Genomic DNA, 26239 nt, shown 5'->3' on the forward strand with positions numbered 1-26239 from the left:
CCGGCACCCGGCAGGATCGCTGCGTGGGTGGCAACCTCTCCGCCGTCTTCGCCGTCGTCTCGCTGGTCACCGCGCTGGCCGCGGCGCTCTGGGCGGTGCTGCGGCTGCGCGGCCGGCGGGGCATCGCCACCGCCACGCAGCGGGCCACGTACGAGGTGCTGCACACCGCGGGGCTCGCCGCCGAGCCGCTGCGCGCCGGCCTGACCGCGGCGGACGCGGCGAAGGCCGTACGCCATCTGCGGGCACTCGTGGGCGCGGCCGGGCTGGCGCTGACGGACCGCGACGCGTTGCTCGCGGTCGACGGGCAGGGCGCGCACCACGGCGACCAGCTGGTCGCGGCGGCCCGGCGGGCGGCCGACAGCGGGCGCTCCACAGTGCTGGGCGAGTCGGAGCTGCGTTGCGACCTGGTCGACTGCCCGGTACGCGGCGCGGTGGTCGCGCCGCTGCGCGCGGACGGGCGGGTGGTCGGGGCGCTGGTGGCGGTGGCCGACGAGCGCCCGGCCCCGGGTCTGGTGCAGGCGACGCTGGAGACCGCGCACTGGGCGGGTGACCAGCTCGCGCTGGCCGAGCTGGAGTCGTCGCGGGAGCGGCTGGCGCGGGCCGAGGTACGCGCGCTGCGCGCTCAGATCAGCCCGCACTTCATCTACAACGCGCTCACCGCGATCGGCTCGTTCGTGCGCACCGACCCGGAGCGGGCGCGGGAGCTGATCCTGGAGTTCGCCGAGTTCACCCGCTACTCGTTCCGGGCGCACGGCGAGTTCACCACGCTGGCCGAGGAGCTGCGTTCGATCGACCGCTACCTGACCATCGAGCGGGCGCGTTTCGGCGAGCGGCTCCAGGTGCGCCTCCAGATCGCGCCGGAGGTGCTGCCGGTGACGCTGCCGTTCCTCTGCCTCCAGCCGCTCGTGGAGAACGCGGTCCGGCACGGGTTGTCCCGCAAGCCGGGCACCGGCATGGTGAGCATCGAGGCCCGGGACGCGGGCGCGGAGTGTCACATCACGGTGGAGGACGACGGGGTGGGGATGGATCCGACGACGCTTACCGCCGGCATCGCCGAGGTGTCGGGCGCGGCCGGCGACCCGGCCGACGACCCGGGGCAGCACGTCGGCCTCTCGAACGTCGACGAACGGCTCCGGTCGGTCTTCGGGGACGGCTTCGGCCTGGTGGTGGAGACCGGCCTGGGTTCGGGTACGAAGGTCAGCATGCGTGTGCCGAAGTTCCACCCCGGCGTCCGGGCGTCGTCGTGACCGTCACCGGCACCGGTTTCCTCCGGGTGCTGGCGGTGGACGACGAGCCGCCCGCGCTCGACGAGCTGGCGTACCACCTGCGCGCCGACCCCCGGGTGGCCCGGCTGCACACGGCCGGGGACGCGACCGAGGCGCTGCGCGTGCTGCGCGACGACGACGTGGACGTGGTGTTCCTCGACATCCGGATGCCGGGGCTGGACGGCATGGAGCTGGCCCGGGTGCTGCGCCGGTTCGCGCGGCCGCCGGCGATCGTGTTCGTCACCGCGTACGACGACGGCGCGGTGGACGCGTTCGACCTGGGCGCCACCGACTACGTGCGCAAGCCGGTACGCGCCGAGCGGCTGGCCGAGTCGCTGCGCCGGGTGATCGGCTCCCGGGTGGTGCCGTCGCATCCGGCCGCGCTGGCCCGGGCGGAGGAGGATCCGACCATCCCGATCGAGCTGGCCGGCACCACGCGGATGCTGCCCCGCTCGGCGGTGCGGTGGGTGGAGGCGCAGGGCGACTACGCGCGGCTGCACACGGCGGAGGGGTCGCACCTGGTCCGGGTGTCGCTGGCGACGCTGGCCGAGCGCTGGGCCGATGCCGGGTTCGTCCGGATCCACCGGTCGTATCTGGTGCAGCTGCGGCTCATCGCCGAGCTGCGGCTGGTCAACTCCGGCTACGTGGTGGTGATCGACGGATCCGAGCTGCCGGTGAGCCGCCGGCACACCCGGGAGCTGAAGGACAAGCTGGTACGCGCCGCGAAACAGGACTGGAGCCGCTGAGGGACGGGGGCGTCGGGAGCGCTGACGTACAATGTACGGCAGACCGTACGACAGGGTGGGGGACCGCATGTCCGACGACCGCTTCGACGCCGCTACCGAATTCGACCGCCAGCTCGACCGCCTCGTGCAGCTCGGCTACCCGGCGCTGGCCGGGCAGACCGAGAATGAGTTCCGGGCGCTGCTCACCCCGCTGCGCGACGCGGCGGTCACCGGTGCCGCCGGACTGGCCGGGCCCACCGACGCACGGGTGCCGTTCCTGCTGGTGACCACGCGGGAGCTGGTGCCGGTGCCGGAACGCATCGCGCTCACCACGCTGGCCGGCAAGCGCAAGGCCGGCGTCCTCGACCGCAACTTCCCCGCCGACGACCTGCCCACCTTCCACCCGATCAAGGAGCTGGAGGTGCCGTCCGGTCCCGCGTACCTGCTCTTCGACGTGGACCGGGGCGAGGAGTACCGCAACGTGCCGCCGTCGGCCGCGCTCGAGGACATGACCGCGAAGGACCGGCTGCCGATCACGATCGACGAAGGGCTGGCGTTCGTCACGTTGCACCCGCAGGCGCTGGCGAGCAACAGGTGCTTCTCGCTCGTGGGGTCGCGCTGCGGCGACCGGCGGGTGCCGGCGCTGTGGATCAGCCAGGGCGCGCCGAAGCTCGGGTGGTGCTGGTTCGGCAACCCGCACACCTGGCTCGGCTCGGCGACCGCGAACCCGGTACGGGTGGGGCTGAGCTGACGCTGTCCACAACGACTCCACGCCATCCACCGGGTTATCCACAACCGTGAAGCGTTATCCACAGGTTGTGCACAGGGCTCGGAACCGTGCTCTTGACATTCCCGCTGAGCGGGCGAGACTGCCGGGGGTGACCGGAGCCGCGGAACAGCATCCTTCGGGGCGGCCCGCCGAGGCCGCCCCGGTTCCCGGCCCGCGCGCGTCCACACCGCTCCGCGAGCCGGGCAGCGGGCCGGCGCCGGCCGCCGCGCCGAAGCGGACCCGGATCGTGCTGGCCGAGGTCTCCCGGACCGGCGACCCGGCCGACCGCACCCGTTCCGAGCTGACCCAGCAGACCCCTGTCGGCGAGACGCTCGTGCAGGGGCTGATGCGCGCCCAGCTCTCCCTCGCGCTGCGGCTCAGCCTGCTGGTGCTGGTCGGGCTCGGCGGCCTGCCCTGGCTGTTCGCCATCGCGCCCACTGTCGGCCGGGTCACGGTGCTCGGGGTCAACCTGCCGTGGCTGCTGCTCGGCGTCGTGTCCTTCCCGTTCCTGATCGTCGTCGGCTGGGCGTACGTGCGCCTGGCCGAACGCAACGAGCAGGACTTCGTCGACCTGATCCGACGGCCGGAACACTGATGTCCAACGGCTACGTGGTCCCGGCGATCGTCGCCGTCACCCTGGTCACCGTCGGCATCGGCTTCTACGGGCTGCGGCTGGCCCGCACCACCTCGGACTTCCTGGTCGCGTCCCGGTCGGTCAGCCCGACCTGGAACGCCGCCGCGATCGGCGGGGAGTACCTGTCGGCGGCGAGCTTCCTCGGCGTCGCCGGGCTGATCCTCAAGTACGGCGTGGACGTGCTCTGGTACCCGGTCGGCTTCGCCGCCGGATACCTGGCGCTGCTGCTGTTCGTGGCCGCGCCGCTGCGCCGCTCCGGCGCGTTCACGCTGCCCGACTTCTGCGAGGTGCGGCTCGGTTCCCGCCGGCTGCGGACGCTCGCCACCGTCTTCGTGATCTTCATCGGCTGGCTGTACCTGGTGCCGCAGTTGCAGGGCGCCGGGCTGACGCTCGCCACGCTCACCGGCTCGCCGTACCCGCTCGGCGCGCTGCTCGTCGCCGTGGTGGTGACCGCGAACGTGGCGCTGGGCGGCATGCGGGCGATCACCTTCGTGCAGGCGTTCCAGTACTGGCTCAAGCTCACCGCACTCGCCGTACCCGCCATCTTCCTGGCGTTGCAGTGGCAGGCCGACGCCCGCCCGGCGGTGACCCCGCCCGACGGACCGACGTTCCGGACCGCGACCACAGTCGTGGTCGAGCACCGCGCGACGCTCACCCTGCCCGACGGCGACATCCGGGAGGTACGCCCCGGCGACCGCCTGGAGTTCGCCGCCGGTGACCCGGTGCCGGAGGTGTCCGGCGCGGCGACCGGCGCCACCGAATGGCTGCTGCCGGACACCGCCGGCGAGGACGACCGAGGGCTGTTCGCCACGTACTCGCTGATCCTGGCCACGTTCCTCGGCACCATGGGCCTGCCGCACGTGCTGGTCCGCTTCTACACCAACCCCGACGGCGCCGCCGCCCGCCGCACCACGCTCGTGGTGCTGGCGCTCGTCGGCGTCTTCTACCTGCTACCCACCGTGTACGGCGTGCTGGGCCGCATCTACACCCCGCAACTGCTGGTGAGCGGCCAGACCGACGCGGTGGTGGTGCTGCTGCCCGGTGCCGCGCTCGGCGACGGCACCACCGGCCGGCTGCTCGCCGCGCTCGTCGCGGCCGGCGCGTTCGCTGCGTTCCTGTCCACCTCGTCCGGCCTGCTCACCAGCGTGGCCGGGGTGATCTCCACGGACGTGCTGGGGCGCGGCTCGGTACGCGGCTTCCGGCTCGCCACGGTGATCGCCGGCGGGGTGCCGGCGGTGCTCTCGCTGAACGTCTCCGGGCTGGACGTGTCACAGGTGGTGGGGCTGGCGTTCGCGGTGGCCGCGTCGAGCTTCTGCCCGCTGCTGGTGCTCGGCATCTGGTGGCGCGGCCTGACCGACCTGGGCGCCGCCGCCGGTGTGCTGGTCGGCGGCGGCGCGGCCGTCGGTGCGGTGCTGCTCACCGTGCTCGGCCCGCCGCTGACCGGGTGGCCGGCGACGCTCACCACCCAGCCGGCCGCGTGGACGGTGCCGCTGGCGTTCACCGTCATGGTGGTGGTGTCGATGGCGAGCCGGCGTCGGCTTCCCCGCGACGTCGGCGCCACCATGCTCCGCCTGCACACCCCGGAGTCGCTGCGCCTGTAGGCGCTACTCCCCAGGTAGGAGCAGAAGATCATCCTGCCGCCCGAGCAGCCGCTGGCCGGAGCCCGATACGGTCGGACCATGACCGATCAGCACCCCGCGCTCTCCCTTCGTGGTCTGGCCAAGCGCTTCGACACCAAGGTCGCGGTGGCGGGCGTCGACCTCGCCGTGCCGACCGGCTCGTTCTACGGCCTGCTCGGCCCGAACGGAGCGGGCAAGACCACCACCCTCTCCATGGCCGTCGGCCTGCTGCGGCCCGACGCCGGTGAGGCGAGGGTGCTCGGGTACGACGTCTGGGCCGACCCGGTCCGAGCCAAGAGCCTGCTCGGTGTGATGCCCGACGGCGTACGCCTCTTCGACCGGCTGAGCGGGGCGGAGCTGCTGGCGTACCACGGTCTGCTGCGCGGCATGGACCCGGCGGTGGTCGACCAGCGGGCGGCGGAGCTGCTCGACGTGCTGGCGCTCTCCGACGCCGGCCGCACGCTGGTGGTCGACTACTCGGCGGGCATGAAGAAGAAGATCGGGCTGGCCTGCGCGCTGCTGCACGGTCCGCGCCTGCTGGTACTGGACGAGCCGTTCGAGGCCGTCGACCCGGTCTCGGCGGCGCTGATCCGCGACATCCTGCACCGGTACGTCGGCGGCGGCGGAACGGTGATCTTCTCCAGCCACGTGATGGAGGTGGTCGAGCGGCTCTGCTCCCACGTGGCGATCCTGGCCGAGGGCCGGATCAAGCGGGTGGGCACGCTGGCCGAGGTGCGCGGCGACCGGTCGCTGGAGGACGTCTTCGTGGAGGTGGTCGGCGGCCGGACCGCGACCGGCGAGGAGCTGTCGTGGCTGTCCCGGTGACCGTCCCCGAGCGTCCGGCCCGGCGCGTGTCGCCCTGGCACTTCGTCCGGCTCAAGCTGCGGGTGCTCGGCAACAACTTCCGGGGTCAGACCTGGCGGGTCGCGCTGTTCGTCCTCGGCCTGCTGTTCGGGCTCTGGTTCGCCGCCGTCGGGTTCTTCCTGCTCGCCGCGCCGGGGCTGGCCGGCGAGTCCCGGTACGCGCTGATGATCGCCGCCTTCGGCGGTGGCGTTCTGACGCTCGGCTGGCTGCTCCTGCCGCTCGTCTTCTTCGGCGTGGACGAGACACTCGACCCGGCCCGGTTCGCGCTGCTGCCGCTGTCCCGCCGCACCCTGGTCACCGGTCTGCTCGCCGCCGCCCTGGTCAGCGTGCCGGCCCTGGCGACGGCGATCACGGCGGCCGGGCTGGTGGTCACCGCCGGCGCGCTCGGTGGATGGGCGGCCGCCCTGGTCGGCGCGCTCGGCGTGGTCGTCGGGCTGCTCGTCTGCCTGGCCGGTGCCCGCGCGCTGACCAGTGCGTTCGCGACGATGCTGCGCTCCCGCCGGGTACGCGACCTGGCCGCCGTGCTGCTCGCGGTGCTGGCCGCGCTGCTCGGGCCGTTGCAGTTGCTGGTGCTCGCGGCGGTACGGCAGACCGACTGGGACCGGCTGGACGGTGTGGCCCGGGTGGTCGGCTGGACGCCGTTCGGCGCACCGTGGACCGCCGGCGTGGACGTGGCCCAGGGGCGGGCCGGTGCGGCGGTGGTGAAGCTGCTGATCGCGGTCGCGACGCTCGGCGTACTCCTGTTCTGGTGGTCGCGGTCGCTGGAGTCGGCGATGGTGGGCACCGCGAGCAGCGGCCCCGCGCGGACGCCGCGCGCTGTTGCCGGCGGCGCGGTCGCGCAGCTCTTCCCCCGCGCGGTGGGCTGGGCCCGGCGGGACCGGTTCGGCGCGATCGTCGCCCGGGAGTGCCGCTACTGGTGGCGGGACGCCCGCCGCCGGGCCAACCTGATCACCGTCGCAGTGGTCGGCGTGTTCGTGCCGCTGATGGTCAACCTGGGCGGCCCCGCGTTCCTGTCCGAGGGCGGCGCCGCGTTCGACCAGGCGACAGCCGATTCCTCACCGGCGATGGTCAGCCTCACCATGGTCTTCGTGGGGGCGCTCGCGTCGTTGACGCTCGCCAACCAGTTCGGCTTCGACGGCAGCTCGTTCGCGGCGAACGTGGTCGCCGGTGTGCCGGGGCGGGTGGAGCTGCGGGCCCGGATGGCCGCGTTCTCGATCTACGTGGTGCCGATGCTCCTCGTGATCGCGGTCGCGCTGGCCGTCGTCCTCGGCCGGCCCGAATGGCTCGGCGTGATGGGTGGCGCGTTGTTCGCCGCGTACGGCTGCGGTCTCGCGATCAACGCGTTCGTCTCAGTGCTCGGCGCGTACTCGCTGCCCGAGTCGAGCAACCCGTTCGCCCTGAACAGCGGCGCGGGATTCACAAAGGGCCTGCTCACCCTGGTCTCCATGGTCGGCTCCGCGGTGGTGGCGGTGCCGTTCGTGGTGGCCGCCGCGCTGCTCGGCGACGTGTGGCTCTGGCTGGCACTGCCGGTCGGCCTGGCGTACGGCGGGGGCGCGGCACTGCTCGGCGCGTACATGGCCGGGGACACACTCGATCACCGGCAGCCGGAGCTGCTGGCGAATGTCACCCCGAGGCGCTGATGCCTGTCGTCGAAGCGGTCGTCACCGTCCCGGTCCCTCCGGAGCTGGCGTTCGCCGTCTCCCAGACCACCGCCCCGGTGCGGTACCGCTGGGATCCGTTCGTCCGCGAGCAGCACTTCGTCAACGGCGCGACGCGGCCCGGCCGGGGCGTGCGCACGTACACCCGCTCCCGGCACGGCCTGGTGATGGTCAGCGAGTACGTGTCCTGGTCACCGCCGACGAACGTCGGCATGAAGATGGTGCGCGGACCGTGGTTCTTCGAGCGGTTCGGCGGCGGCTGGCGCTTCGCGCCCGGCCCGGATCCCGGCACCACGATCGCGACGTGGCGGTACAACTTCCGCTGCCGGCCCGCGTTCCTGCGCCCAGTCGCCGAGCGGATCGGGGAGTGGTTGCTCGGGCGCGACATCCGGCGCCGGATCGCCGGGTACGCGGCTGGCTGCGCCGACCCGGAGGTGCTGGCCGCCGCCCGCCGGTTGCTCGGCGACGACTGATCCGCGCGTCTCGGGCTGCCGTCAGGCGGTGCGGCGCATCGCCGCGTAGACGTGGTGGCCGTCGCCGACGCTGAGCACGTTCACCAGGTCCCAGCCGTAGTTCGACAGGTGCTCGACCGCCGCCATGAGCGGCGGGAACCCGCTGCTGCCCCACTTGTGCCGGGCGATGACCATCAGGTGCCGGTACGGGTAGGCACGGAGATCGACCTGACCACCGAGAACGGCGTCGGCGCTGACCATCCGGTCCTGGGCGAGCTTCTGCGGTGGGACGAGAGCCATGCCCGGCAGGGTAGGGCGTTCCGTCGAGCCTCGCCCGGTGGCGGGCGGCACAATGTTTCACGTGAATCCAGAGCCGGGCGCGCAGATCCACTCCACCGATCCGTTCGCGGCGCCGGCCGCGCAACGCTCGCCGGTACGCCGGCTGCGCGGGCGGCTGGCCGCCCCGGTGACGCTCTGGACCGCGCCCGGTCCGGCCGGGCTGACCGTCTCATCCACGCTGGTGGCCGAGGGCGAACCGGACCGGCTGCTCGGCCTGGTCGACCCGGAGTCGGACCTGTGGGCGGCGATCGAGGAGGCGGGACGGTTCGCGGTGGCCCCGCTGGGTCCGCAGCACCGGCAGCTCGCCGACCGCTTCGCCGGGCTGTTCCCGTCGCCCGGCGGCCTGTTCGCGCTCGACGCCTGGACCGAGACGCCGTACGGCCCGGTGCCCGCCGACGCCGGCGGGTGGGCGGGCTGCCGCCTGGACACCGCCCGCGAGTACGGCTGGGGCCTGCTGGTCGAGGCCACTATCGAGTCGGTGGACCTGCCCCGGGCCACACCCCCGTTGCTGCACTACCGGGGCCGCTACCACGACCTCCCCGGCTGACCCCTCTCCTCCGTCGATCATGAGGTTGGCCGGGTTCCGCGTCCGATTTGTCGCCGTCAACCTCATGACCGACCGGGTGGGGGTGACCGGTTAGCGGAGTGACGTGGGTCACTGGGCGCAGTGGGGGTGCCGTTCGGCGCAGCCGTTCGCCGCCCGGCGGCGGAGCCTTCCCGGGCCGGGAGCGCGCTCTCTACCGTGCGCGAAACTCCCCCACGCCTTGCGAAGGTGGTGATCCACAGATGTCCACGGACACACCCGCGTCCGCACCCGCCGAGTCGGCGGCGGAACGGTACCTCGCCGTCCAGCGGTCGGACGAGTTCGCCGGGTTGCGGCGCACGCTGCGCGGCTTCGTCTTCCCGATGACCGTCGCGTTCTTCCTGTGGTACGCGCTCTACGTCATCCTCTCCGCGTACGCGCGGGGATTCATGGGCACGAAGCTGATCGGCAACATCAACGTCGCCCTGGTCTTCGGCCTGCTCCAGTTCGTCTCCACGTTCCTCATCGCCTGGTTCTACTCGCGGTTCGCCAGCCGCCGGATCGACCCGGTCGCCGACCGGATCCGCGACGAGATGGGGGAGGTGACCCATGAACACGGTCCTCGCGGCTGAGGCGGGCAGCACCACCGCCCGGAACCTCACCATCACGCTGTTCCTGGTCTTCGTGGCGATCACGCTGGCGATCACCGTCTGGGCCAGCCGGCAGACCAAGACCGCCACCGACTTCTACGCCGGCGGCCGGTCGTTCTCCGGCTTCCAGAACGGCATGGCGATCGGCGGCGACTACATGTCGGCGGCGTCCTTCCTGGGCATCGCCGGAATCATCGCGCTCTACGGCTACGACGGCTTCCTCTACTCGATCGGCTTCCTGGTCGCCTGGCTGGTGGCGCTGCTGCTCGTGGCCGAGCTGCTGCGCAACTCCGGCCGGTACACGATGGCGGACGTCCTGGCGTTCCGGATGCGGCAGCGGCCGGTCCGGACCGCCGCGGCGGTCTCCACCATCACGGTGTCGATCTTCTACCTGCTGGCCCAGATGGTCGGCGCCGGCGCGCTCGTCGCCCTGCTGCTCGGCATCAAGCCGGGCACCACGTTCCTCGGCATGGACGCCGACACCGCCAAGGCCGCCACCATCATCATGGTCGGCGCCCTGATGATCATCTACGTGACCGTCGGCGGCATGAAGGGCACCACGTACGTCCAGATCGTCAAGGCGTTCCTGCTGATGGGCGGCGCGCTGGCGATGACGCTGCTGGTGCTCGCCAAGTACAAGTTCAACCTGTCCTCGCTGCTCGGCGACGCGGCCAGCGCCTCGGGCAAGGGAGCGGCGTTCCTCGAACCCGGGTTGCGCTACGGCGTGGAGACACCCGGCGACGCGCTGAAGACGTTCTACAGCAAGATGGACCTGCTCTCGCTGGGCATCGCGCTGGTCCTCGGCACGGCCGGCCTGCCGCACATCCTGATCCGCTTCTACACCGTGCCGACCGCGCGGGCGGCACGGAAGAGCGTGCTCTGGGCGATCGGCATCATCGGCACGTTCTACCTGCTCACCCTGGCGCTCGGCTTCGGCGCGGCGGCGATCGTCGGCGGGTCGGAGATCACCGCACAGGACAAGGCGGGCAACACCGCGGCGCCACAGCTCGCCGAGAAGCTGGGGGAGCAGTTCCTCGGCGGGGACCTGGGCGGCGCGACACTGCTGGCGATCATCGCAGCGGTCGCGTTCGCCACGATCCTCGCGGTGGTCGCCGGGCTCACCCTGGCGTCGTCGTCCAGCCTGGCGCACGACTTCTACGCCAACGTGGTGAAGAACGGGCAGGCGTCGGAACGGCAGGAGGTGACCGTCGCCCGCATCTCCGCGCTGGTGATCGGCGCGGTCTCGATCGTCCTGTCGATCTACGCGCAGAACCTGAACGTGGCGTTCCTGGTCGCGCTGGCGTTCGCGGTCGCCGCGTCGGGCAACCTGCCGGCGATCCTCTACAGCCTGTTCTGGAAGCGGTTCAACACCTCGGGCGCGGTCTGGGCCATCTACGGCGGCCTGCTCGCCGCCGTGGTGCTCGTCTTCTTCTCGCCGGTCGTCTCCGGCGCGCCGACGGCGATGTTCCCCGACCACGACTGGCAGTGGTTCCCGCTGTCGAACCCGGGCATCATCTCGATCCCGTTCGGCTTCCTGTGCGGCTGGCTCGGCACGATCCTGTCCAAGGAGAGCGACGAGGAGAAGTACGCGGAGCTGGAGGTGCGCTCGCTCACCGGAGCCGGCGCGCACTGATCACCACGGTCGAGCGGGGCCCCTGCCTTACGCGGGGGCCCCGCCTCGCGTGTATAGGCTGACCGCCATGAAGGTCGCTCCCCGCTTCGGTACCGGACACCGCATCCTCGTCACCGGCGGCGCCGGTTTCGTACCGTCCCACCTGGTCGACCGGCTCGTCGAGCGCGGCTGCACCGTCGTGGTGCTGGACAACTTCGTCACCGGGTCCAAGGACAACGTGGCCCACCTGCTGGACAAGCCGACCTTCACGCTCGTCGAGGCGGACATCTCCGACGGCCTGCCGCAGCACCCGGCGATGGCCGAGCGGTTCGACGCGATCCTGCACATGGCGTCCCCGGCCAGCCCCACCGACTTCGAGAAGCTGCCGGTGGAGATCCTCCGGGTCGGCTCGGTGGCCACGCTGGCTCTGCTGGAGCGGGCCACCGACGACGGCGCGCGGTTCCTGATGGCCTCCACCTCCGAGGCGTACGGCGACCCGAAGGAGCACCCGCAGCGGGAGACGTACTGGGGCAACGTCAACCCGATCGGCATCCGGAGCGTCTACGACGAGGCGAAGCGCTTCTCCGAGGCGGCCACCATGGCCTACCACCGGAGCCGGGGCACCGACACCGCGATCGTGCGGATCTTCAACACGTACGGCCCGCGGATGCGCCCGGACGACGGCCGGGCCATCCCGACGTTCATCTCCCAGGCGCTGCGCGGCGAGCCGATCACTGTGCACGGCACCGGCAACCAGACCCGTTCGATCTGTTACGTCGACGACCTGGTGCGCGGCATCCTGCTGCTGCTCGACTCGACCGAGACCGGGCCGATCAACTGCGGCACCGAGCACGAGATGTCGATGCGGCAACTGGCCGAGACGATCGTGTCACTCACCGGAAGCACGTCCGAGGTGAGCTACATCACTCGCGCCTCCGACGACCCGGAGATGCGCCGCCCGGACCTGACCCTCGCCCGCGAACTGCTCGGATACGAGCCGAGCGTCACGCCCGAAGACGGCCTCCGACGCACGATCGAGTACTTCCGCGGGCGTCTCGGGTACTGAACCCGCCGGGGACGCGGCTGACATCGGGGCGCGTACGAGGGCGTCGGTGGCCGGGCCGACCTACCCTCGGTTACATGTCAGCGACCTCGTCTGCCGGCGCCCCGCTCCCCCGACACCTGAACCGGGGCGCGGGCCGCGCCGCGGTTCCCGGCTCCGGCCGCGGCGCCACCGGGCGCGCCCGCCCCTCGGAAGCCACGTGGTACCCCGCACACGACGAGGCGCCCCGCTCCGGCGGTCCCGGCGGCCCGGCCGGGCCGACCGGTCCCGGTGGTCCGGGCGGCGGCGGTCCGGGTGGGTCCGGCCGGCGTGGTCCCCGGCCGCGCTGGGGGCGCATCGGTCTGGTGGCGGGTGTCGCGGTGCTGGTGCTGGCGCTGCTCGGCGGCCTCGGCGCCTGGTTCTACGCCCGCAACCTGGACGACGACCTGGCGCGCACCGATCCGTTCGCCGGGATCACCGGCGGGCGACCGGCCAAGCAGGTCGAGGGCGCGTTCAACATCCTGCTCGTGGGCAGTGACTCGCGGGATCCGGACGCCCCGGTCGACGGCTCCGGCAAGTGGCGCGCGGACACCGTGATCGTCATGCACATCCCCGCCGACCACAAGAGCGCCTACCTGGTCTCGGTGCCGCGTGACCTGTACGTGCCGATCCCGGAGAGCGCCGGCGCGTCCTGCGACTCCGGCTCGCGCAACAAGATCAACGCGGCGTTCGCGTTCGGCGGCCTGCCGCTCGCGGTGAAGACCGTGGAGTGCTTCACCGACGTACGGATCGACCACGTGATGGCCATCGACTTCGGCGGTTTCAAGGAGGTCACCGACGCCCTGGGCGGGGTCGACCTCAAGGTGGAGCGGACCATCACCTCGATCCACAAGCCGTACCGGACGTTCACCAAGGGTGTGAACCACATGAACGGCGCCGAGGCGCTGGACTGGGTCCGGCAGCGCAAGCAGTTCCCGGACGGCGACTTCGCCCGGATGCGGCACCAGCAGGAGTTCCTGAAGGCGCTGATGGACAAGGCAGCCAGCACCGGGACGCTCACCAACCCGAAGAAGCTGAACGACTTCCTCAAGGCGGTGACCGCCGCCGTCACGGTCGACCAGGGATTCTCGTTGACCGACATGGCAGTGCAGTTCCGCAGCCTGCGGGGCGAGAACCTGACGTTCGTCACCAGCCCGCACCTGGGCGGCCAGACCATCGACGGCCAGTCGGTGGTGGTCTCCGACCGGGAGAAGGCGCTGGCGATGTACAAGGCCATCGCCGCGGACCGGATGGCCGAGTGGATGCAGGCCAACCAGAAGGGTTCGGGCGACAACGCGGGCGGCTGACGCCGGCACGACATGACCGGTCTCGCGCGTTACGACCTCGCCACCACGGAGGCCAACCGCCGACCGGCTCCTTACCCCTGCCCGTTCGGCCACAACCCGAAGATGTCGGCCGGTATTGACGGGAATTGCGACCCTACGAGGTCGCGAGAACGGGAACAGATACGTAAAGTGGTCCCGCCCCCGATCACCGAGCTGGAGCACGCATGTCGGTCCAGACCAGCCGTCGCCCGCAGTCACCGGCACCCGGATCATCCGGGCGGGTCCCTCCGGTCATCCCCACACAGCCCGGTTCCGGCGGTCGCGGTCCCGGCGGTGGCAAGAAGAAGCGCACCAAGCGCAAGGACCCGCTCTGGGCGAAGCTCACGCTGGTGCTGGGCGCGGTGCTGATGGTGACCAGCGGCGTCGCGATCGTCGGCAGCAAGGCGGTCATCGGTCAGGCCACCAACAACATCGCCCAGCGCAACCTGCTCGGTGAGGCCGGCAAGTCCGACGCCGAGGGCGGCAGCAGCCTCGAAGGCCCGATCGACATGCTGCTGCTCGGTGTGGACGCACGGGCCCGCTGGGCCGCCGACGACGTCCGGTCGGACACGATCATCATCCTGCACATCCCGGCCAGCCACGACCAGGCGTACCTGATCTCGATTCCCCGGGACACCGAGGCGCGTATCCCGGCCTTCGAGAAGAGCGGCTACAAGGGCGGCACCGACAAGATCAACGCGGCCTTCTTCCACGGCGCCCAGAACGGCGGCGGCTGGGAGGGCGGCGCCCAGTTGATGGCCAAGACGATCAAGTCGATGACCGGCATCGGCTTCGACGGCGCCGCGATCATCAACTTCGGCGGCTTCAAGAGCGTGATCGACGCGCTCGGCTCGGTGCGGATCTGCGTCAGCCACGAGGTCAAGTCGCACCACATGTCGTACGTCGACGGCAAGCCGATGTGGAACGCCGACGCGAAGAAGACCGGCAAGCCGTACAAGGCAGTGGTGCACAAGAAGGGCTGCCGGGAGATGGAGGGCTGGGAGGCGCTCGACTACTCCCGCCAGCGCTACGGCCTGCCGAACAGCGACTACGACCGGCAGCAGAACCAGCAGCAGCTGATCAAGGCGATGGCCAAGAAGGCCACCGAGGGCGGCATGCTCACCAACCCGATCAAGCTGAACTCGCTGATGAAGGCGGCCGGCAAGGCGTTCGTCCTGGACACCGGCGGCGTGCCGATCGCCGACTTCATCTTCACGCTCAAGAACCTCAACGGAAACGACCTGGTCACCCTGCGGACCAACGGCGGCACCTTCGCCGGCAACGGCAACGGCCGGGAGACGTTCAACGAGGCGACGATGGACATGTTCCAGGCGGTCAAGAACGACAAGCTGGCCGACTTCGTGGTGAACAACCCGGACGTCCTCTCCACCCGTAAATGACCCGCTGACCTGCGCGAAAGCGATACCGGTCGGCCGATCCCCCCGTAGCCTGACGTGAGCGGGTCTCATGTCGCGGCTACGGGGGGATCGTCACGTCCAGGCCAGCACGGAACCGACGCGGGCGGGGTGGACCCGCCCGCTGGGCCCGGTTCCTGCTCGGCACCGGGCTCGTCCTGGTCCTGCTCGCCACGCTCGGCGTCGCCGGACTGCACTGGCTCACCTCGCGCTACGACCGCACCGTGGCCAAGGAGCAACTGCTCGACCCGGCCGCCCGCAACAAGCGGACAGACCTGGACGGCGCGCTCAACTACCTGCTGATCGGCTCCGACCACCGGCCCGGCGCGAACCCGGAGGACCAGCGCTCCGACAGCATCCTGATCGTGCACGTACCGGCCGGGATGCGGCAGGCGTACCTGATCTCGGTGCCGCGCGACCTGCTGGTGGCGCTCCCCGCGGCACCAGGCTTCCCCGGCGGCCAGGACAAGGTCAACGCCGCGTACGAGCACGGCGGCGGCGGTGAGGGCGGCGCGCGGCTGCTCAGCACCACCCTGAGCCGGCTCACCGGGATCCGCTTCGACGGCGCCGCACTCGTCGACTTCTCCGGCTTCAAGCAGGTGATCGACCAGCTCGGCGGCATCCGGATGTGCGTGGACACGCCGGTGCGCTCGATCCACACCCGGCACCAGTTCGACGCCGGCTGCCAGCAGATGGACGGCGCGCGGACGCTCGACTACGTGCGGCAGCGCTACGACCTGCCCGGCGGCGACTACGACCGGCAGCGGCACCAGCAGCAGATGCTGCGGGCAGTGCTCGACCGGGCGGGCGAGACGCGGCTGCGCAGCGACCCGGTCAAGCTGGACCGCGTGCTGCGGGCGGCAGGCGGGACGCTGACCGTGGACACCAACGGCGTACCCCTGGACGAGCTGTTGTTCGCGCTGCGCGGCCTGCCCGCGGACGCCCTGCGCGGGGTCCAGGTGCCCTCCTACCCGCAGACCATCGACGGCGTCTCGTACGTGGTGCTGGACAACGGCGGCGGCGGGCTGTTCACCGCGCTGCGCGACACGCGCGTACCGGAATGGGCCGGCGCCAACCCGCGCTGGGTCAACCGGCTGTGAGCGCCGTGGGCGACTAGGCTTGGTTACCGTGTTCGGAGCCTCACTACCCAGCGTGCCCGCGTCGGCCGTGCCCGACGACGTCTACCTGCTCGACGTCCGCGAGGACGACGAGTGGGCCGCCGGCCACGCGCCGGCCGCCCACCACCTGCCGATGACCGAGCTGCCCGCCCGGATCGCCGAGATCCCGCAGGACCGCGACGTGGCGGTGATCTGCCGCTCGGGCGGCCGGTCCGCCCAGGTGGTCGGCTACCTCATGCGCAACGGCTGGGACCAGGTGCGCAACGTCGACGGCGGGATGGGCGACTGGGCCGCCGCCGGCCGTCCGGTGGTCACCGACGACGGGCAGCCGGGCCGGGTCGCCTGAGTCGGTGACGCGGCCATGACCGTCCCCCTGGTCTTCGCCCATCGCGGCGCCTCGTACGACCTGCCGGAACACACGCTCGCCGCCTACCTGCGCGCTCTCGACGAGGGCGCGGACGGGCTGGAGTGCGACGTCCGGCTGACCCGTGACGGGCATCTGGTCTGCGTGCACGACCGCCGGCTCGACCGCACCAGCAACGGCCGCGGGCTGGTCAGCGCGCGGACGCTCGCCGAACTGGAGGCGCTGGACTTCGGCTCCTGGCACCGGGCCGCGACGCTCGCCGAGGACGACGCGCCGCTGGACGAGTCGCACACCCGGCTGCTCACGCTGGAGCGGCTGCTCGACGCGGTGCTGGCCGCCGGGCGGCCGGTCCGGCTGCTGATCGAGACCAAGCATCCGTCCCGCTACCGGGGCGAGGTCGAGCGCCGCCTGGTCGAGATGCTGCGCCGGTACGGGCTGGCCGAGCCCCGCCCGGACCATCCCGTCCAGGTGACGGTGATGTCGTTCTCGCCGCTCGCCGTACGCCGGGTCCGGGAACTCGCCCCGGCGCTGCCCACCGTGCTGCTGCTGGAGATGCTGCCGCGCCTGCTGCCGCTGGGCCGGCTGCCGTTCGGCAGCCGGATCGCCGGCCCGGGTGTGGACCTCGTCCGGGCCCGCCCGCGGCTGGTGCCCGCGCTGCGCGCCGCCGGCAACTCGGTGTACGTCTGGACCGTCAACGAGCCGGAGGACCTGGAACTCGTGCTCGAAGCCGGCGTGGACGGGGTGATCACGGACCGGCCGGCCCACGCGCTGGCCCGGTTGGGCCGGTGAGTCCTGTCGATCGGTACCGGGGACGGTCGACCGGCCGGGGGTGTCACGGACGCGGGCGGCGCGGCACACTCGGGACATGCCGGAGCGAACCGACTACCCCGCCTTCATCGCCGGCCACACCGCAGTGATCAACATGATCAACTCGGGCGAGTCAGGTCTCGCCGTGCTCACCCGCCTGCTCCGCGAGGTCGAACCGGCGGTCGGCGCCGCCGGTCTGGTCTTCGTGGAGTTCACCCCGGCCGGGGGACGGGTGATCGCGGCGACCGGCAGCGCCGAGTTCGTCCTCGGCCGCCCGCTGCCCGCCACCGACCCCGCCACCGTCTGCCTGCTCGCCGGCCCGCCGGTGCGGGAGGTCCGGGTCGACGCGATCCCGGGCGCGCTCGCCGTCGAGGTCGCCGGCCGGGGCCTCTGCCGGATGATCGTGGCACGTGCCGAGGTCGGCGGGCTGACAGTCGGCAGCCTGCACGCGCTCTACCCGCTGGGCGAGCCGCTGCAACCCTCGCAACGTGCCGTCATCGGCTACATCGCCGCGTGCATCGCCCACATGTACGGCGACCAGACCGGCCTGCCCGTACACGGGGACGGCCCGGTCGTGGCGGCGCTCGCCGACGGCCTCGCGGTGGTGGACCGGGACGGACGTGTCCGGCTCTGGAACCCGGCCGCGGTCGAGGTGACGGGCCGGCCGGCGGACGAGGCGTTGAGCCGGCCGCTGCCGTTCCCGCTGCCGCCGCCCGGCCAGGTGCTCGACCACCGGCTGCCGGACGGCCGCTGGCTGCGGATCACCTCCGGCGAACTGCCCGGCCCGAACGCGCTGCGCGTGGTCAGCTTCCGCGACACCACCGACCAGCAGCGGCGCGACCACGACCGGGACCTGTTCGTCGCGGTGACCAGCCACGAGCTGCGGACGCCGGTCACCGTCATCAAGGGGTACGCGGACACGCTCACCGACCACTGGGACTCGCTGAGCGACGGCGACCGCAGGCAGGCCGCCCGGATCATCGGCCAGCGCGCCAACGAACTGGCCCGCCTGGTCGACCGGCTGCTGACCGCCGCCACCGAGAACCGTCCCGGTGGCGAACCGGCCGCGCCGTTCGACCTGGTCGACGCGTTGCGCGCGGCGGTGGTGGACCTGCCGGCGGACGTCCGGCACCGGGTCGTGCTCGACCTGCCCGGCGACCTGCCCAAGGCGCTCGGCGACCGGCACAGCCTCGCCACTGTGCTCACCGAACTGGGCACCAACGCCGGGAAGTACTCGCTGCCGGACACGCCGATCGAGATCACCGCGGAGGCGAACGAGCGGACCGTCTCGTTCCGGGTGGCCGACCGGGGCATCGGCATCCGGCCGGAACACGTGGAGCGGGCCTTCGACCGGTTCTGGCAGGGGGAGTCGGGCGACCGCCGCCGGTATCCCGGCGCCGGGCTCGGTCTCTATCTCGTCCGCCAGATCGTTGAACAGCAGAATGGATGGGTATCCCTCCGGCCCAGAGCCGGTGGCGGTACGGTCGCAGAGGTGCGGCTGCCCCGGGGTTGACCGGGGCGCTCACGGGCGGGGAAGGAACGACGTGTCGACTGGTCCGGCCGAACGGTCGTGGTGCGTGGTGGTGCCCCACGACCCCACCGGCGCGCGCCTGGCCCGGCACCGGCTCGCCGACGAGCTGACCGGTGTCGTACCCCCGGTCCTGGTGGCCGACCTGGTCGCGGTCCTCGCCGAACTGGTCGGCAACGCGGTCCGGCACGCCGACGCGCTGCCCGGCGGCGTCGTGCGGGTCGCCTGGCGGCTGCGCCCGACCGAGCAGGGGCCGAGCGTCGAACTCCGGGTCACCGACGGCGGATCAGGCGCCGGCCCGTGCATGCGTACCGCCTCGCCGGACGCGGCGGACGGGCGAGGGCTGCACATCGTCGCCGGGCTCGCCAGCGGCTGGGGCGTGGAGCGCGACGGCCTGGGCCAGAGCGTGTGGGCGCGGTTCGACCCGGTCCCGGCGCAGCGGACCGACCTGGTCGCGGCCGGCTGACCGACGCGGCGGGCGGGTCCGGCCCCCACCCCCGAGACCCGGCCTCTAGGCTGTCTCGCCATGAGCGAGCGGAGCGGAGCGGGCGCATGAGCAAGCGTCGGAAGAACCAGCGGGCCGGCGAGGCCACCCCGAAGCGGGAGAAGGTGCGCGACGTCTTCGTGCCCCGGCCGTTCGAGGGCCTGACGGACGAGCCGGAGTGGATCGCCCTGCGCGAGCTGGTCCCGGCCGCGTCCGCGCCGCTGCGGCTGACCCCGGAACTGATCGAGGAGTACGGCGACCGGCCGGTCACGCTGGCCACCGTACTGCCGATGGCCGCCCCGGCGATGACCAAGCCCGACGGGCGGGTCTTCATCGGCCTGCAACGGCACCAGCAGTCCGGCGACGTCTCCCGTGACCTGGCCGACGCGCTGATCTCCGCGCTGCGCACCGAGCCGGGCGGCCAGGTGAGCGTGCCGCCGCTGCCCGGGCCGGGCCCCCGCCTCCAGGACATCCTGGTGGACGGCCCGCTGGAGATCACCATGCACGACGGGTTCGACTTCTGGCTCGACCCGGGCGCCGCCGACGACCCGAACGTCCAGGCGTCCCTGGAGCGGGCCAACTCGGCGATCTACCCGACCGTCAAGCTGGCCGCCGCGCCGGCCGCGTACTGGTGTCAGGTGCCGGAGAAGGCCCACGTGCGCCTGGTCCTGCCGGAGGACGAGGACGCCGCGCTGGACGCGCTGTCCCGGCTCGCCGCGGCGGGCGCGCTGACGCTCGGCGACGACACGAAGTTCGCGGGCATGTTCCGGGCGCACGGGCGCCTCGCGCCGGTCTGGGACCTGCCGGAGGACACCCCGGCCGCCGAGTGGGAGGCGCCGGTGGCGGAGTTCGCCAAGCGCTACGCCGAGGCGGTCGCGGAGCGGGAGCCGCTCGACGCGGCCAGCCGCCGGGCCCGCCAGGGCCTGCTCGGCCGGCAGCTGACGCTGCGCTGACGTCTCCAGGTCAGGCGGCCCCGCCCTTCTCCCGCACCAGCGGGCAGGACATGCAGCGCGGGCCGCCCCGCCCGGAGCCCAGCTCCGACCCGGCGATGGCGATCACCTCGATGCCGGCCCGTTCCAGTTGCGCGTTGGTCTCCACGTTGCGCTCGTAGCCGACGCACAGCCGGGGCGCGATCGCGAGCGTGTTGTTGCCGTCGTCCCACTGCTCGCGTTCGGCGGTGACCGGGTCGAGGCCGGTGTCGATCACCCGGAGCTGGTCGAGGTCCATCGCGTCGGCGGCGGCCCGCAGGAACGGCGCCGGCCCGTCGACCCGCAGGTCGTCGCCGTCCGCGCCGGCGATGACCGTGTACGCGGACATCTGGTCGGCGACGTTCGCGTACATCAGCACGGCGTCGACGTCGACCATGGTGCAGATCGTGTCCAGGTGCATGGTGGCGCGTTCCTGCGCGATCGGCACCACCAGGATGGTGTGCGCCAGCCCGGCCGCGAACACCTGCCGGGCCAGCCGTTCCGCGCCGGCCGGGGTGGTGCGTTCGCCGACGCCGACGGCGAGCACGCCCGGCGCGAGCAGCAGCACGTCGCCGCCCTCCAGGTGCTCCAGCCGGGGGTGGTAGACGAACTCGGTGCCGACGAAGCGCGGGTGGTAGCGGTAGATCGCGTCGGTGAGCGTGGTCTCCCGCCGCCGGGCCGGCATGGCCAGGCTGGTCACACCGACCCGGTCGCCGATCCAGACCGACGAGTCGCGGGTGAACAGCAGGTTGGGCAGCGGATCGATGACGAAGTCGTGCCGGTCCATGAGCGTCCAGACCAGACCGCCGGGGCGGTCGGCGCCGATCCGCAGTTCCTCGTGGGCGAGCCCGGCGGTGAGGACGTCGGCCAGTCCGGCCGGGTCGAGGTACGCCAGATGGTCGGCGACCCGGCGTCGCAGCGTGTGGCCGAGCCGGCGGGACCGCAGCACCCGGTCGGTCAGCTCGGCCCGGGCGTCCGCCACGGCGAGCGTCTCGACCAGCAGGTCGGCCAGGTAGAGCACCTCGACCCCGCGGGACCGCAGCGCCGCCGCGAACGCGTCGTGCTCCTCCTGCGCGCGTCCCACCCATGGGATAGCGTCGAAGAGGAGACTGTCGTTGTTCCGCGGGGTGAGGCGGGCCAGTTCCGGTCCCGGGCGGTGCAGCAGCACCGTCCCGAGGCGGGCGACTTCGCTGTCCACATAGTGGGTCACTCCCGCAGCCTAGGGCAGGCTTGCGCACCATCCGGAAAAGAAGTGTGGATGAATATGGCATTCATCCACACTCACTCCGGCGGTCCAACTTGCCGAGCCCCCGGGTGCGCAACGTAGGGTAGTGGAGACATAACTTCGAGAGACCTTTTGCCGGAGGTCGCGATGACTGTCTTTCCCGCTCGTCGAGCCGTACCGAGCAGGGCACTGCCGCCCCGCACGGTGCCGCACTCCCGGGTCGAGCCCACCTCGGTGCTCGAGCCGGCCCGACCGACTCCATTGGAGTGGGCCCGGCGTCGCCGGGCGGAGCGGGGGGCCCGCCGGTTGGAAGCGGCAGGGGCCCGCGCCCTGGGCCAGCTCGACCATCTCGGTCCCGCGTGGCACGTCATCGAGTGGCCCCGGACGGACCCGGCGGACATGCTGCTCGACCGCGGTCGCGACGATCGGGCCGGGTTCCTGGCCATCGGTCCGAGCGGTCTGTTCGCTGTCACCATCGCCGACCACGGCCGGGCCCGCGTGCTCGTGGCCGGAGACGTGGTCCAGATCAACGGCAAGCGCCCGCCGTACGTGGCGGAGGCGCGCCGGGACGCCAAGCGGGCCAGCAAGGCCCTCTCCGACGCGGTCGGCCTGCCGATCCCGGTGACCCCGGTGCTGACGTTCGTCGGCTCCGGGGTGATCAGCGTCTACGGCCTGCCGAAGGACTGCCTCATGGCCACCCACCGCGAGCTGGACCGCCTGCTCGTGGCCGGTGGGAACCGGATCAGCCCGGCCACCGCCGAGAAGCTCTCCCGCGTCGCGCAGGCGCCGGCGACGTGGTTCAACGGCACGTACCGTCCAACCGCCGACTACCGGTGGTATGACGAGGGCCGAACGGCCGCTGACAAGCAGGCCGCCCGCCGGTAACGTCTCCGGCGACGCCACGCGGCCCACGGCACCGCCCCGACTGGTTCCGTCGGTCCGCGCCGTCGCCGGCCGCCCGGCAGCCGATGCTTCCGCCGCACCGACCGGCTAGCGTGGACAGACCGTCGGTGTACATAGGAGGCGCGGTGGCCCACGTCGAACTCTCACTCTCGGAAGTGTTCGCGCCCGCGGCATCCACCGAGCAGGAGTCCGACAACTTCGGGCAGTGGTCCGGCATGGTCTCCCGGGCCGCCGAGCCGTGCCTGCTGATCGACGCCGGCACCACTGTCGTGGCGATCTCCTCGTCCGGCTGCGACCTGCTCTGCCTGGGCGCCCCGGAGGACGTGATCGGTCTGCCGCTGCTGGAGGGCGGCCTGCGCCTGGTCGACTTCACGGCGAGCCCGAGCGAGCTGACCGAGCAGGAGACCGACAAGATCCCGCCGCTGCTCGCGCTGCACTCCGGGCGGCTCGCCCGCGGCCTGCTGCGGGTTCAGGGGCCCGGCTCCGACGCCGGCCGGACGGTCGACGCCATCTCCACGCCGGTGCTCACCGACGGCGCGGTGGCCGGCTCGCTCACCTTCCTCTCCGCGGTCTGACCCGCGACGACACCCGGCGCCCTTCACCCCGGGCCGGTCATCCTCCTACGATGGGCTCGGCCCCACCACACGACGACATCCCTCGATGCCCGAGGACGCCCCCGTGCCCCGCACCCCACGCCCCCGACGCCGCCACCGTCCGCTGGCGCTGCTGACGCTGCTCGCCCTCGCCGCCTGCGGCACCCCGCCCGAGCTGCGTGCGCCACCCGCCGCCGCCACGCCCGTCCCGGTCCCGTCGGCGTCCGCCACGCCCAGCCCGAGCGCGACATCGGCCCCACCGACGCCCGTCCTCCCGCCCACGCTCTCCCCGTCCGTACCGGCGTCCGCGGCGCCCTGCCGGGGGCGGCCCTCCGGCGACCGGATCGTCGCGCTGCTGCGCGGATCCGCCGGCGTACTGCCCCGCGACGTCCGGGTCACCGTGGCGACCGGTCCGCTCTGCGCCGAGGGCTGGCAGTACACCGTGCTGACGGTCACCGGGCACGAGGAGTTGCAGGTGGTCACGCGCGGCGAGAGCGGCACGCCGAGGCTGGTCACCGCCGGCACGGACGTGTGCGGCGTCGAGGTACGGACCGTGGCGCCGGTCGGCATCCGTACCCTGGCCTGCGACGGCACGCCGGGTGCGTAGGCTGGTCGGCATGCCGGGAACACCGCCGACCCGCTTCGTCTACCTGGGCCCCGAGGGCACCTTCGCCGAGCAGGCCCTGCGAACGGTGCCCGCCGCCGAGCGCGGGGACCGCACACCCGCCCGCAGCGTCGGCGAGGCGCTCGACGCGGTACGCGCCGGGGAGGCGGACGCGGCGCTGGTGCCGCTGGAGAACTCCATCGGCGGCGCGGTCGGGGTGACGCTCGACGAACTGGTCGAGGGCGACCCGCTGGTGATCACCCGCGAGGTGGTCCTGCCGGTGGAGTTCGTGCTGGCCGCCCGCACCGGCACCACGCTGTCCGACGTCCGCTCCGTCGCGGCCCACCCGCAGGCGTCCACCCAGTGCCGGGGGTGGCTGCGGGAGCACCTGCCCGACGCCACAGTGGTCGACGTGCTCTCCAACGGCGCCGCGGCGGCCGGTGCGGCGAGCGGCGAGTACGACGCCGCCATCTGCGCCCCGATCGGCGCGACCCGGCACCGGCTCGCGGTGCTGGCTGACAAGATCGCCGACCACCCGGACGCGGTCACCCGCTTCGCGCTGGTGTCCCGCCCCGGTCCGCCCCCGCCGCCCACCGGCGACGACCTGACCTCGCTCGCGGTGTGCCTCGCGCACGACCGGGTGGGTGCGCTGCTGGCGGTGCTGATGGAGCTGGCGGTGCGCGGCGTGAACATGACCCGGATCGAGTCCCGCCCGACCGGCGAGGCGCTCGGCCGCTACGTGTTCTTCCTGGACTGCGCCGGACACGTCGCCGACGTACGCCTCGGCGAGGCGTTGCAGGGGCTGCGCCGGGTCTGCGCCGACGTGCGGTTCCTGGGGTCGTACCCCCGGCACCGCTGGAGCACGGCGGCGGGTGACCAGCAGACGCCGGTGCCGGCCGGGCTCACCGACGCCGACTACGCCGACGCGGCGGCCTGGGTGTCCCGGCTGCGGGCCGGCGAGCTGAGCTGACCGGCCCGGGGCGACCTCGGCGGACGCCCCGGGCACCGGCCGTCACTGAAGCAGGCCGCCGAGCACGCCGCCCTGCTGCTGGGAGCCGCTGCCGGCCACCGGAGGTTCCTCCGAGGGCTGGACCACGACGAAGCCCTGGCCAGCGAAGCTCATCGTGAACGCCTCACCGGTGCTGCGGCCGAGCAACGTGCCCAGGCCGAGCTGCTCGGCGCGGTGGTAGCCGGTCTGGAGGTTCGCCGACCAGCAGACCGCCGCCTGCGGGTCGACGTACGTCGGCGCGTCCACGTTGAGCACCACCGGGGTGCCCTTGGTGGTGACGGCGATCCGGCCGTGGCCGGTGAAGACGCAGTTGAACAGGCCGGACGAGGACGCGAAACCGGCGCCGCCGACCATCTTGATATCGTACTGGAGCGTCGAGTCGAACGCCAGCACGCTGGAGCCGTTGATGGACAGCGCGTCGCCCGGCTCCAGGTCGATGACGTGCACGTCCTTGGCGAAGTCGGCGAGGAAGACGTCGCCGCGGCCGGAGAGCTTCATCAGCGGCACTCCCTCACCGGTGAGCCGCTGCTTGATGAACTTGCCGATGCCGCCGGAACCGAGGGCCTGGAACTGCACCTGCCCCTGGTAGGCGACCATCGACCCGACCCGGGCCATCGCCTCGCCGTTCAGCTCGATCTTCAGCATCTTGGAGTTCTGCAACCGCATGCCGGGCTGCTGGGACTCCTTCTCAAGGTTCTCCGCGGAGAACAGCGCGCTGCGCATGGGTTTTCCTCCTGCATCAGGATCTGCCTGACCCGCAGGTTAGGGGACCGGCGCAACCGCCGGAATCAGCCGGGCGGGGACGCGCCGGAGGCCGGTCAGCCCCAGCCCAGGGCGTGCAGGCGCTCGTCGTCGATGCCGAAGTGGTGGGCGATCTCGTGCACCACTGTCACCGCCACCTCGTCGACGACGTCGTCGTCGGTGTCGCAGATCGCCAGGATCGGGTTGCGGTAGATCAGGATGCGGTCGGGCAGCACGCCGGAGTAGTCCCAGCCGCGAGAGGTGAGCGCGTGCCCCTCGTACAGGCCGAGCAGGTCCTCACCCGGCGGCGGGTCGTCCTCCACCAGGATGACCACGTTGCTCATCAACCCGAGCAGTTCCTCGGGCACCTCGTCGAGCGCCTCACCGACCAGTTCCTCGAACCGGTCCCGGCTCATCTCCACGGCCACGCGGCCCGGTCACTCCCTCCGGATCGGGCACACCGCACGGCGAGGGCGTCCCGCAGGACACCCCCGCCGTGCCGTACGCGATGTCAGGCCAGACGGGCGTTCAGCGTGATCTGCGCGCCCGGCGACAGCAGCCGGGAGATCGGGCAGTTCTCCTTGGCCGCCTCGGCGAGCTTGGTGAACTCGGCCTGGTCGATGCCCGGAACCTGGCCCACGGTCTCCAGGTCGATGCGGGTCACGGTCATGCCGGCGTCGGTCTTGTCGAAGTGCACCTTGGCGGTGGTCTCCACCGCCGTCTCCTGGGCGCCGGCGTCGGCGAGCTGCTTGGAGAGAGCCATCGAGAAGCAGCCGGCGTGCGCGGCGCCGATCAGCTCCTCGGGGTTGGTGCCCTCGCCCTCCTCGAAGCGCGACTTGAAGGAGTAGTTGCCGGACAGGCCGCCCTTGCCGGTGCGGACGGTGCCGGACCCCTCGGTGAGGTTGCCCTGCCAGCGAGCGGATGCGGTACGGATAGGCATGGCACCGACGCTAACCGAAAGCGG

The 26239-nt window shown here is 72.5% G+C and carries 29 protein-coding genes; 24 read left to right on the top strand and 5 right to left on the bottom strand.

Annotated features, from left to right (window positions below; genetic code table 11):
• The first annotated feature begins 23 nt into the window (after window positions 1-23).
• The 8 genes from MICAU_RS30920 to MICAU_RS30955 all read left to right on the top strand — a co-directional run bounded on the left by MICAU_RS30920 (window position 24) and on the right by MICAU_RS30955 (window position 8007).
• Window positions 24-1247 carry a histidine kinase gene (locus tag MICAU_RS30920; RefSeq protein WP_013289287.1) on the top strand — a complete coding sequence of 408 codons (1224 nt, stop codon included), beginning with the start codon at window positions 24-26 and terminating at the stop codon, window positions 1245-1247.
• Window positions 1244-2011 (top strand): LytR/AlgR family response regulator transcription factor, encoded by a 768-nt coding sequence (locus tag MICAU_RS30925; protein WP_013289288.1) that lies wholly within the window; start codon window positions 1244-1246, stop codon window positions 2009-2011. The genes MICAU_RS30920 and MICAU_RS30925 overlap by 4 nt, the downstream gene beginning before the upstream one ends.
• 67 nt (window positions 2012-2078) lie before the next feature.
• Window positions 2079-2741 (top strand): DUF5701 family protein, encoded by a 663-nt coding sequence (locus MICAU_RS30930; RefSeq protein ID WP_030272666.1) that lies wholly within the window; start codon window positions 2079-2081, stop codon window positions 2739-2741.
• Window positions 2742-3003: 262 nt separating this feature from the next.
• Window positions 3004-3354, top strand: a complete 351-nt coding sequence (locus tag MICAU_RS30935) for a hypothetical protein (RefSeq protein ID WP_174361831.1) — start codon at window positions 3004-3006, stop codon at window positions 3352-3354.
• Window positions 3354-4994 (top strand): sodium/solute symporter, encoded by a 1641-nt coding sequence (locus MICAU_RS30940; RefSeq protein WP_013289291.1) that lies wholly within the window; start codon window positions 3354-3356, stop codon window positions 4992-4994. Before MICAU_RS30935 ends, MICAU_RS30940 begins: the two co-directional genes overlap by 1 nt.
• A gap of 78 nt (window positions 4995-5072) precedes the next feature.
• Window positions 5073-5837 (top strand): ABC transporter ATP-binding protein, encoded by a 765-nt coding sequence (locus MICAU_RS30945; protein ID WP_013289292.1) that lies wholly within the window; start codon window positions 5073-5075, stop codon window positions 5835-5837.
• Window positions 5822-7516 (top strand): hypothetical protein, encoded by a 1695-nt coding sequence (locus tag MICAU_RS30950; RefSeq protein WP_013289293.1) that lies wholly within the window; start codon window positions 5822-5824, stop codon window positions 7514-7516. The genes MICAU_RS30945 and MICAU_RS30950 overlap by 16 nt, the downstream gene beginning before the upstream one ends.
• On the top strand, window positions 7516-8007 hold the full coding sequence (locus tag MICAU_RS30955) for an SRPBCC family protein (protein ID WP_013289294.1): 492 nt from the start codon (window positions 7516-7518) through the stop codon (window positions 8005-8007). The genes MICAU_RS30950 and MICAU_RS30955 overlap by 1 nt, the downstream gene beginning before the upstream one ends.
• A gap of 21 nt (window positions 8008-8028) precedes the next feature.
• Here the strand turns inward: MICAU_RS30955 and MICAU_RS30960 are convergent, their stop codons facing one another.
• Window positions 8029-8286, bottom strand: a complete 258-nt coding sequence (locus tag MICAU_RS30960) for a hypothetical protein (protein ID WP_013289295.1) — start codon at window positions 8284-8286, stop codon at window positions 8029-8031.
• Here MICAU_RS30960 and MICAU_RS30965 point away from each other — a divergent pair.
• The 12 genes from MICAU_RS30965 to MICAU_RS31020 all read left to right on the top strand — a co-directional run bounded on the left by MICAU_RS30965 (window position 8285) and on the right by MICAU_RS31020 (window position 20185).
• Entirely contained in the window at window positions 8285-8872 is a 588-nt protein-coding gene (locus MICAU_RS30965; RefSeq protein ID WP_338105220.1) for a flavin reductase family protein, read from the top strand. The genes MICAU_RS30960 and MICAU_RS30965 overlap by 2 nt on opposite strands.
• Window positions 8873-9111: 239 nt before the next feature.
• Window positions 9112-9480 carry a DUF485 domain-containing protein gene (locus MICAU_RS30970; RefSeq protein WP_013289297.1) on the top strand — a complete coding sequence of 123 codons (369 nt, stop codon included), beginning with the start codon at window positions 9112-9114 and terminating at the stop codon, window positions 9478-9480.
• A complete protein-coding gene (locus tag MICAU_RS30975) occupies window positions 9458-11131 on the top strand; it encodes a solute symporter family protein (protein ID WP_013289298.1) in 1674 nt (557 codons plus the stop codon). Before MICAU_RS30970 ends, MICAU_RS30975 begins: the two co-directional genes overlap by 23 nt.
• A gap of 67 nt (window positions 11132-11198) precedes the next feature.
• Window positions 11199-12176, top strand: coding sequence for an NAD-dependent epimerase/dehydratase family protein (locus MICAU_RS30980; protein WP_013289299.1), 978 nt, complete (start codon window positions 11199-11201; stop codon window positions 12174-12176).
• Window positions 12177-12250: 74 nt separating this feature from the next.
• A complete protein-coding gene (locus tag MICAU_RS30985; protein ID WP_013289300.1) occupies window positions 12251-13498 on the top strand; it encodes an LCP family protein in 1248 nt (415 codons plus the stop codon).
• A gap of 203 nt (window positions 13499-13701) precedes the next feature.
• A complete protein-coding gene (locus MICAU_RS30990) occupies window positions 13702-14916 on the top strand; it encodes an LCP family protein (protein ID WP_013289301.1) in 1215 nt (404 codons plus the stop codon).
• 239 nt (window positions 14917-15155) lie between these two features.
• A complete protein-coding gene (locus MICAU_RS30995; RefSeq protein WP_013289302.1) occupies window positions 15156-16031 on the top strand; it encodes an LCP family protein in 876 nt (291 codons plus the stop codon).
• Window positions 16032-16059: 28 nt separating this feature from the next.
• On the top strand, window positions 16060-16395 hold the full coding sequence (locus MICAU_RS31000) for a rhodanese-like domain-containing protein (RefSeq protein WP_013289303.1): 336 nt from the start codon (window positions 16060-16062) through the stop codon (window positions 16393-16395).
• A 15-nt stretch (window positions 16396-16410) separates the two neighbouring features.
• Complete coding sequence (locus MICAU_RS31005) at window positions 16411-17202, top strand: glycerophosphodiester phosphodiesterase (protein WP_013289304.1); 792 nt, start codon at window positions 16411-16413, stop codon at window positions 17200-17202.
• A gap of 76 nt (window positions 17203-17278) precedes the next feature.
• A complete protein-coding gene (locus MICAU_RS31010) occupies window positions 17279-18733 on the top strand; it encodes a sensor histidine kinase (RefSeq protein WP_013289305.1) in 1455 nt (484 codons plus the stop codon).
• Between the two features lie 64 nt (window positions 18734-18797).
• On the top strand, window positions 18798-19214 hold the full coding sequence (locus MICAU_RS31015; protein ID WP_369752334.1) for an ATP-binding protein: 417 nt from the start codon (window positions 18798-18800) through the stop codon (window positions 19212-19214).
• A gap of 86 nt (window positions 19215-19300) precedes the next feature.
• A complete protein-coding gene (locus tag MICAU_RS31020; protein ID WP_013289307.1) occupies window positions 19301-20185 on the top strand; it encodes a DUF5926 family protein in 885 nt (294 codons plus the stop codon).
• Between the two features lie 10 nt (window positions 20186-20195).
• Here the strand turns inward: MICAU_RS31020 and MICAU_RS31025 are convergent, their stop codons facing one another.
• Window positions 20196-21410 carry an arginine deiminase gene (locus MICAU_RS31025; protein ID WP_013289308.1) on the bottom strand — a complete coding sequence of 405 codons (1215 nt, stop codon included), beginning with the start codon at window positions 21408-21410 and terminating at the stop codon, window positions 20196-20198.
• A gap of 162 nt (window positions 21411-21572) precedes the next feature.
• On the opposite strand from MICAU_RS31025, the gene MICAU_RS31030 reads away from it, so the two are divergent.
• The 4 genes from MICAU_RS31030 (at window position 21573) to pheA (ending at window position 24495) form a co-directional block, all read left to right on the top strand.
• Complete coding sequence (locus tag MICAU_RS31030) at window positions 21573-22310, top strand: hypothetical protein (protein WP_013289309.1); 738 nt, start codon at window positions 21573-21575, stop codon at window positions 22308-22310.
• 143 nt (window positions 22311-22453) lie between these two features.
• Window positions 22454-22903, top strand: coding sequence for a hypothetical protein (locus MICAU_RS31035; protein ID WP_013289310.1), 450 nt, complete (start codon window positions 22454-22456; stop codon window positions 22901-22903).
• 85 nt (window positions 22904-22988) lie between these two features.
• Window positions 22989-23528 carry a hypothetical protein gene (locus MICAU_RS31040; RefSeq protein ID WP_013289311.1) on the top strand — a complete coding sequence of 180 codons (540 nt, stop codon included), beginning with the start codon at window positions 22989-22991 and terminating at the stop codon, window positions 23526-23528.
• Window positions 23529-23538: 10 nt separating this feature from the next.
• Window positions 23539-24495, top strand: coding sequence for a prephenate dehydratase (pheA, locus tag MICAU_RS31045; RefSeq protein WP_013289312.1), 957 nt, complete (start codon window positions 23539-23541; stop codon window positions 24493-24495).
• A gap of 42 nt (window positions 24496-24537) precedes the next feature.
• Here the strand turns inward: pheA and MICAU_RS31050 are convergent, their stop codons facing one another.
• The 3 genes from MICAU_RS31050 to MICAU_RS31060 form a co-directional block, all read right to left on the bottom strand.
• On the bottom strand, window positions 24538-25257 hold the full coding sequence (locus tag MICAU_RS31050; RefSeq protein ID WP_013289313.1) for an AIM24 family protein: 720 nt from the start codon (window positions 25255-25257) through the stop codon (window positions 24538-24540).
• A gap of 95 nt (window positions 25258-25352) precedes the next feature.
• On the bottom strand, window positions 25353-25697 hold the full coding sequence (locus MICAU_RS31055; RefSeq protein WP_026268384.1) for a metallopeptidase family protein: 345 nt from the start codon (window positions 25695-25697) through the stop codon (window positions 25353-25355).
• An 89-nt stretch (window positions 25698-25786) separates the two neighbouring features.
• Window positions 25787-26215 (bottom strand): OsmC family protein, encoded by a 429-nt coding sequence (locus MICAU_RS31060; RefSeq protein ID WP_013289315.1) that lies wholly within the window; start codon window positions 26213-26215, stop codon window positions 25787-25789.
• Window positions 26216-26239: the final 24 nt, after the last annotated feature.

The organism is Micromonospora aurantiaca ATCC 27029 (assembly GCF_000145235.1).
Lineage (GTDB): Bacteria > Actinomycetota > Actinomycetes > Mycobacteriales > Micromonosporaceae > Micromonospora > Micromonospora aurantiaca.

Coding starts and splice junctions, on each gene's coding strand:
- MICAU_RS30930 (WP_030272666.1), top strand. CDS start 2,079: ATGTCCGACGACCGCTTCGACGCCGCTACCGAATTCGACCGCCAGCTC.
- MICAU_RS30940 (WP_013289291.1), top strand. CDS start 3,354: ATGTCCAACGGCTACGTGGTCCCGGCGATCGTCGCCGTCACCCTGGTC.
- MICAU_RS30945 (WP_013289292.1), top strand. CDS start 5,073: ATGACCGATCAGCACCCCGCGCTCTCCCTTCGTGGTCTGGCCAAGCGC.
- MICAU_RS30955 (WP_013289294.1), top strand. CDS start 7,516: ATGCCTGTCGTCGAAGCGGTCGTCACCGTCCCGGTCCCTCCGGAGCTG.
- MICAU_RS30965 (WP_338105220.1), top strand. CDS start 8,285: ATGCCCGGCAGGGTAGGGCGTTCCGTCGAGCCTCGCCCGGTGGCGGGC.
- MICAU_RS30960 (WP_013289295.1), bottom strand. CDS start 8,286: ATGGCTCTCGTCCCACCGCAGAAGCTCGCCCAGGACCGGATGGTCAGC.
- MICAU_RS30970 (WP_013289297.1), top strand. CDS start 9,112: ATGTCCACGGACACACCCGCGTCCGCACCCGCCGAGTCGGCGGCGGAA.
- MICAU_RS30975 (WP_013289298.1), top strand. CDS start 9,458: ATGAACACGGTCCTCGCGGCTGAGGCGGGCAGCACCACCGCCCGGAAC.
- MICAU_RS30980 (WP_013289299.1), top strand. CDS start 11,199: ATGAAGGTCGCTCCCCGCTTCGGTACCGGACACCGCATCCTCGTCACC.
- MICAU_RS30985 (WP_013289300.1), top strand. CDS start 12,251: ATGTCAGCGACCTCGTCTGCCGGCGCCCCGCTCCCCCGACACCTGAAC.
- MICAU_RS30990 (WP_013289301.1), top strand. CDS start 13,702: ATGTCGGTCCAGACCAGCCGTCGCCCGCAGTCACCGGCACCCGGATCA.
- MICAU_RS31005 (WP_013289304.1), top strand. CDS start 16,411: ATGACCGTCCCCCTGGTCTTCGCCCATCGCGGCGCCTCGTACGACCTG.
- MICAU_RS31010 (WP_013289305.1), top strand. CDS start 17,279: ATGCCGGAGCGAACCGACTACCCCGCCTTCATCGCCGGCCACACCGCA.
- MICAU_RS31020 (WP_013289307.1), top strand. CDS start 19,301: ATGAGCAAGCGTCGGAAGAACCAGCGGGCCGGCGAGGCCACCCCGAAG.
- MICAU_RS31030 (WP_013289309.1), top strand. CDS start 21,573: ATGACTGTCTTTCCCGCTCGTCGAGCCGTACCGAGCAGGGCACTGCCG.
- MICAU_RS31040 (WP_013289311.1), top strand. CDS start 22,989: ATGCCCGAGGACGCCCCCGTGCCCCGCACCCCACGCCCCCGACGCCGC.
- pheA (WP_013289312.1), top strand. CDS start 23,539: ATGCCGGGAACACCGCCGACCCGCTTCGTCTACCTGGGCCCCGAGGGC.
- MICAU_RS31050 (WP_013289313.1), bottom strand. CDS start 25,257: ATGCGCAGCGCGCTGTTCTCCGCGGAGAACCTTGAGAAGGAGTCCCAG.
- MICAU_RS31060 (WP_013289315.1), bottom strand. CDS start 26,215: ATGCCTATCCGTACCGCATCCGCTCGCTGGCAGGGCAACCTCACCGAG.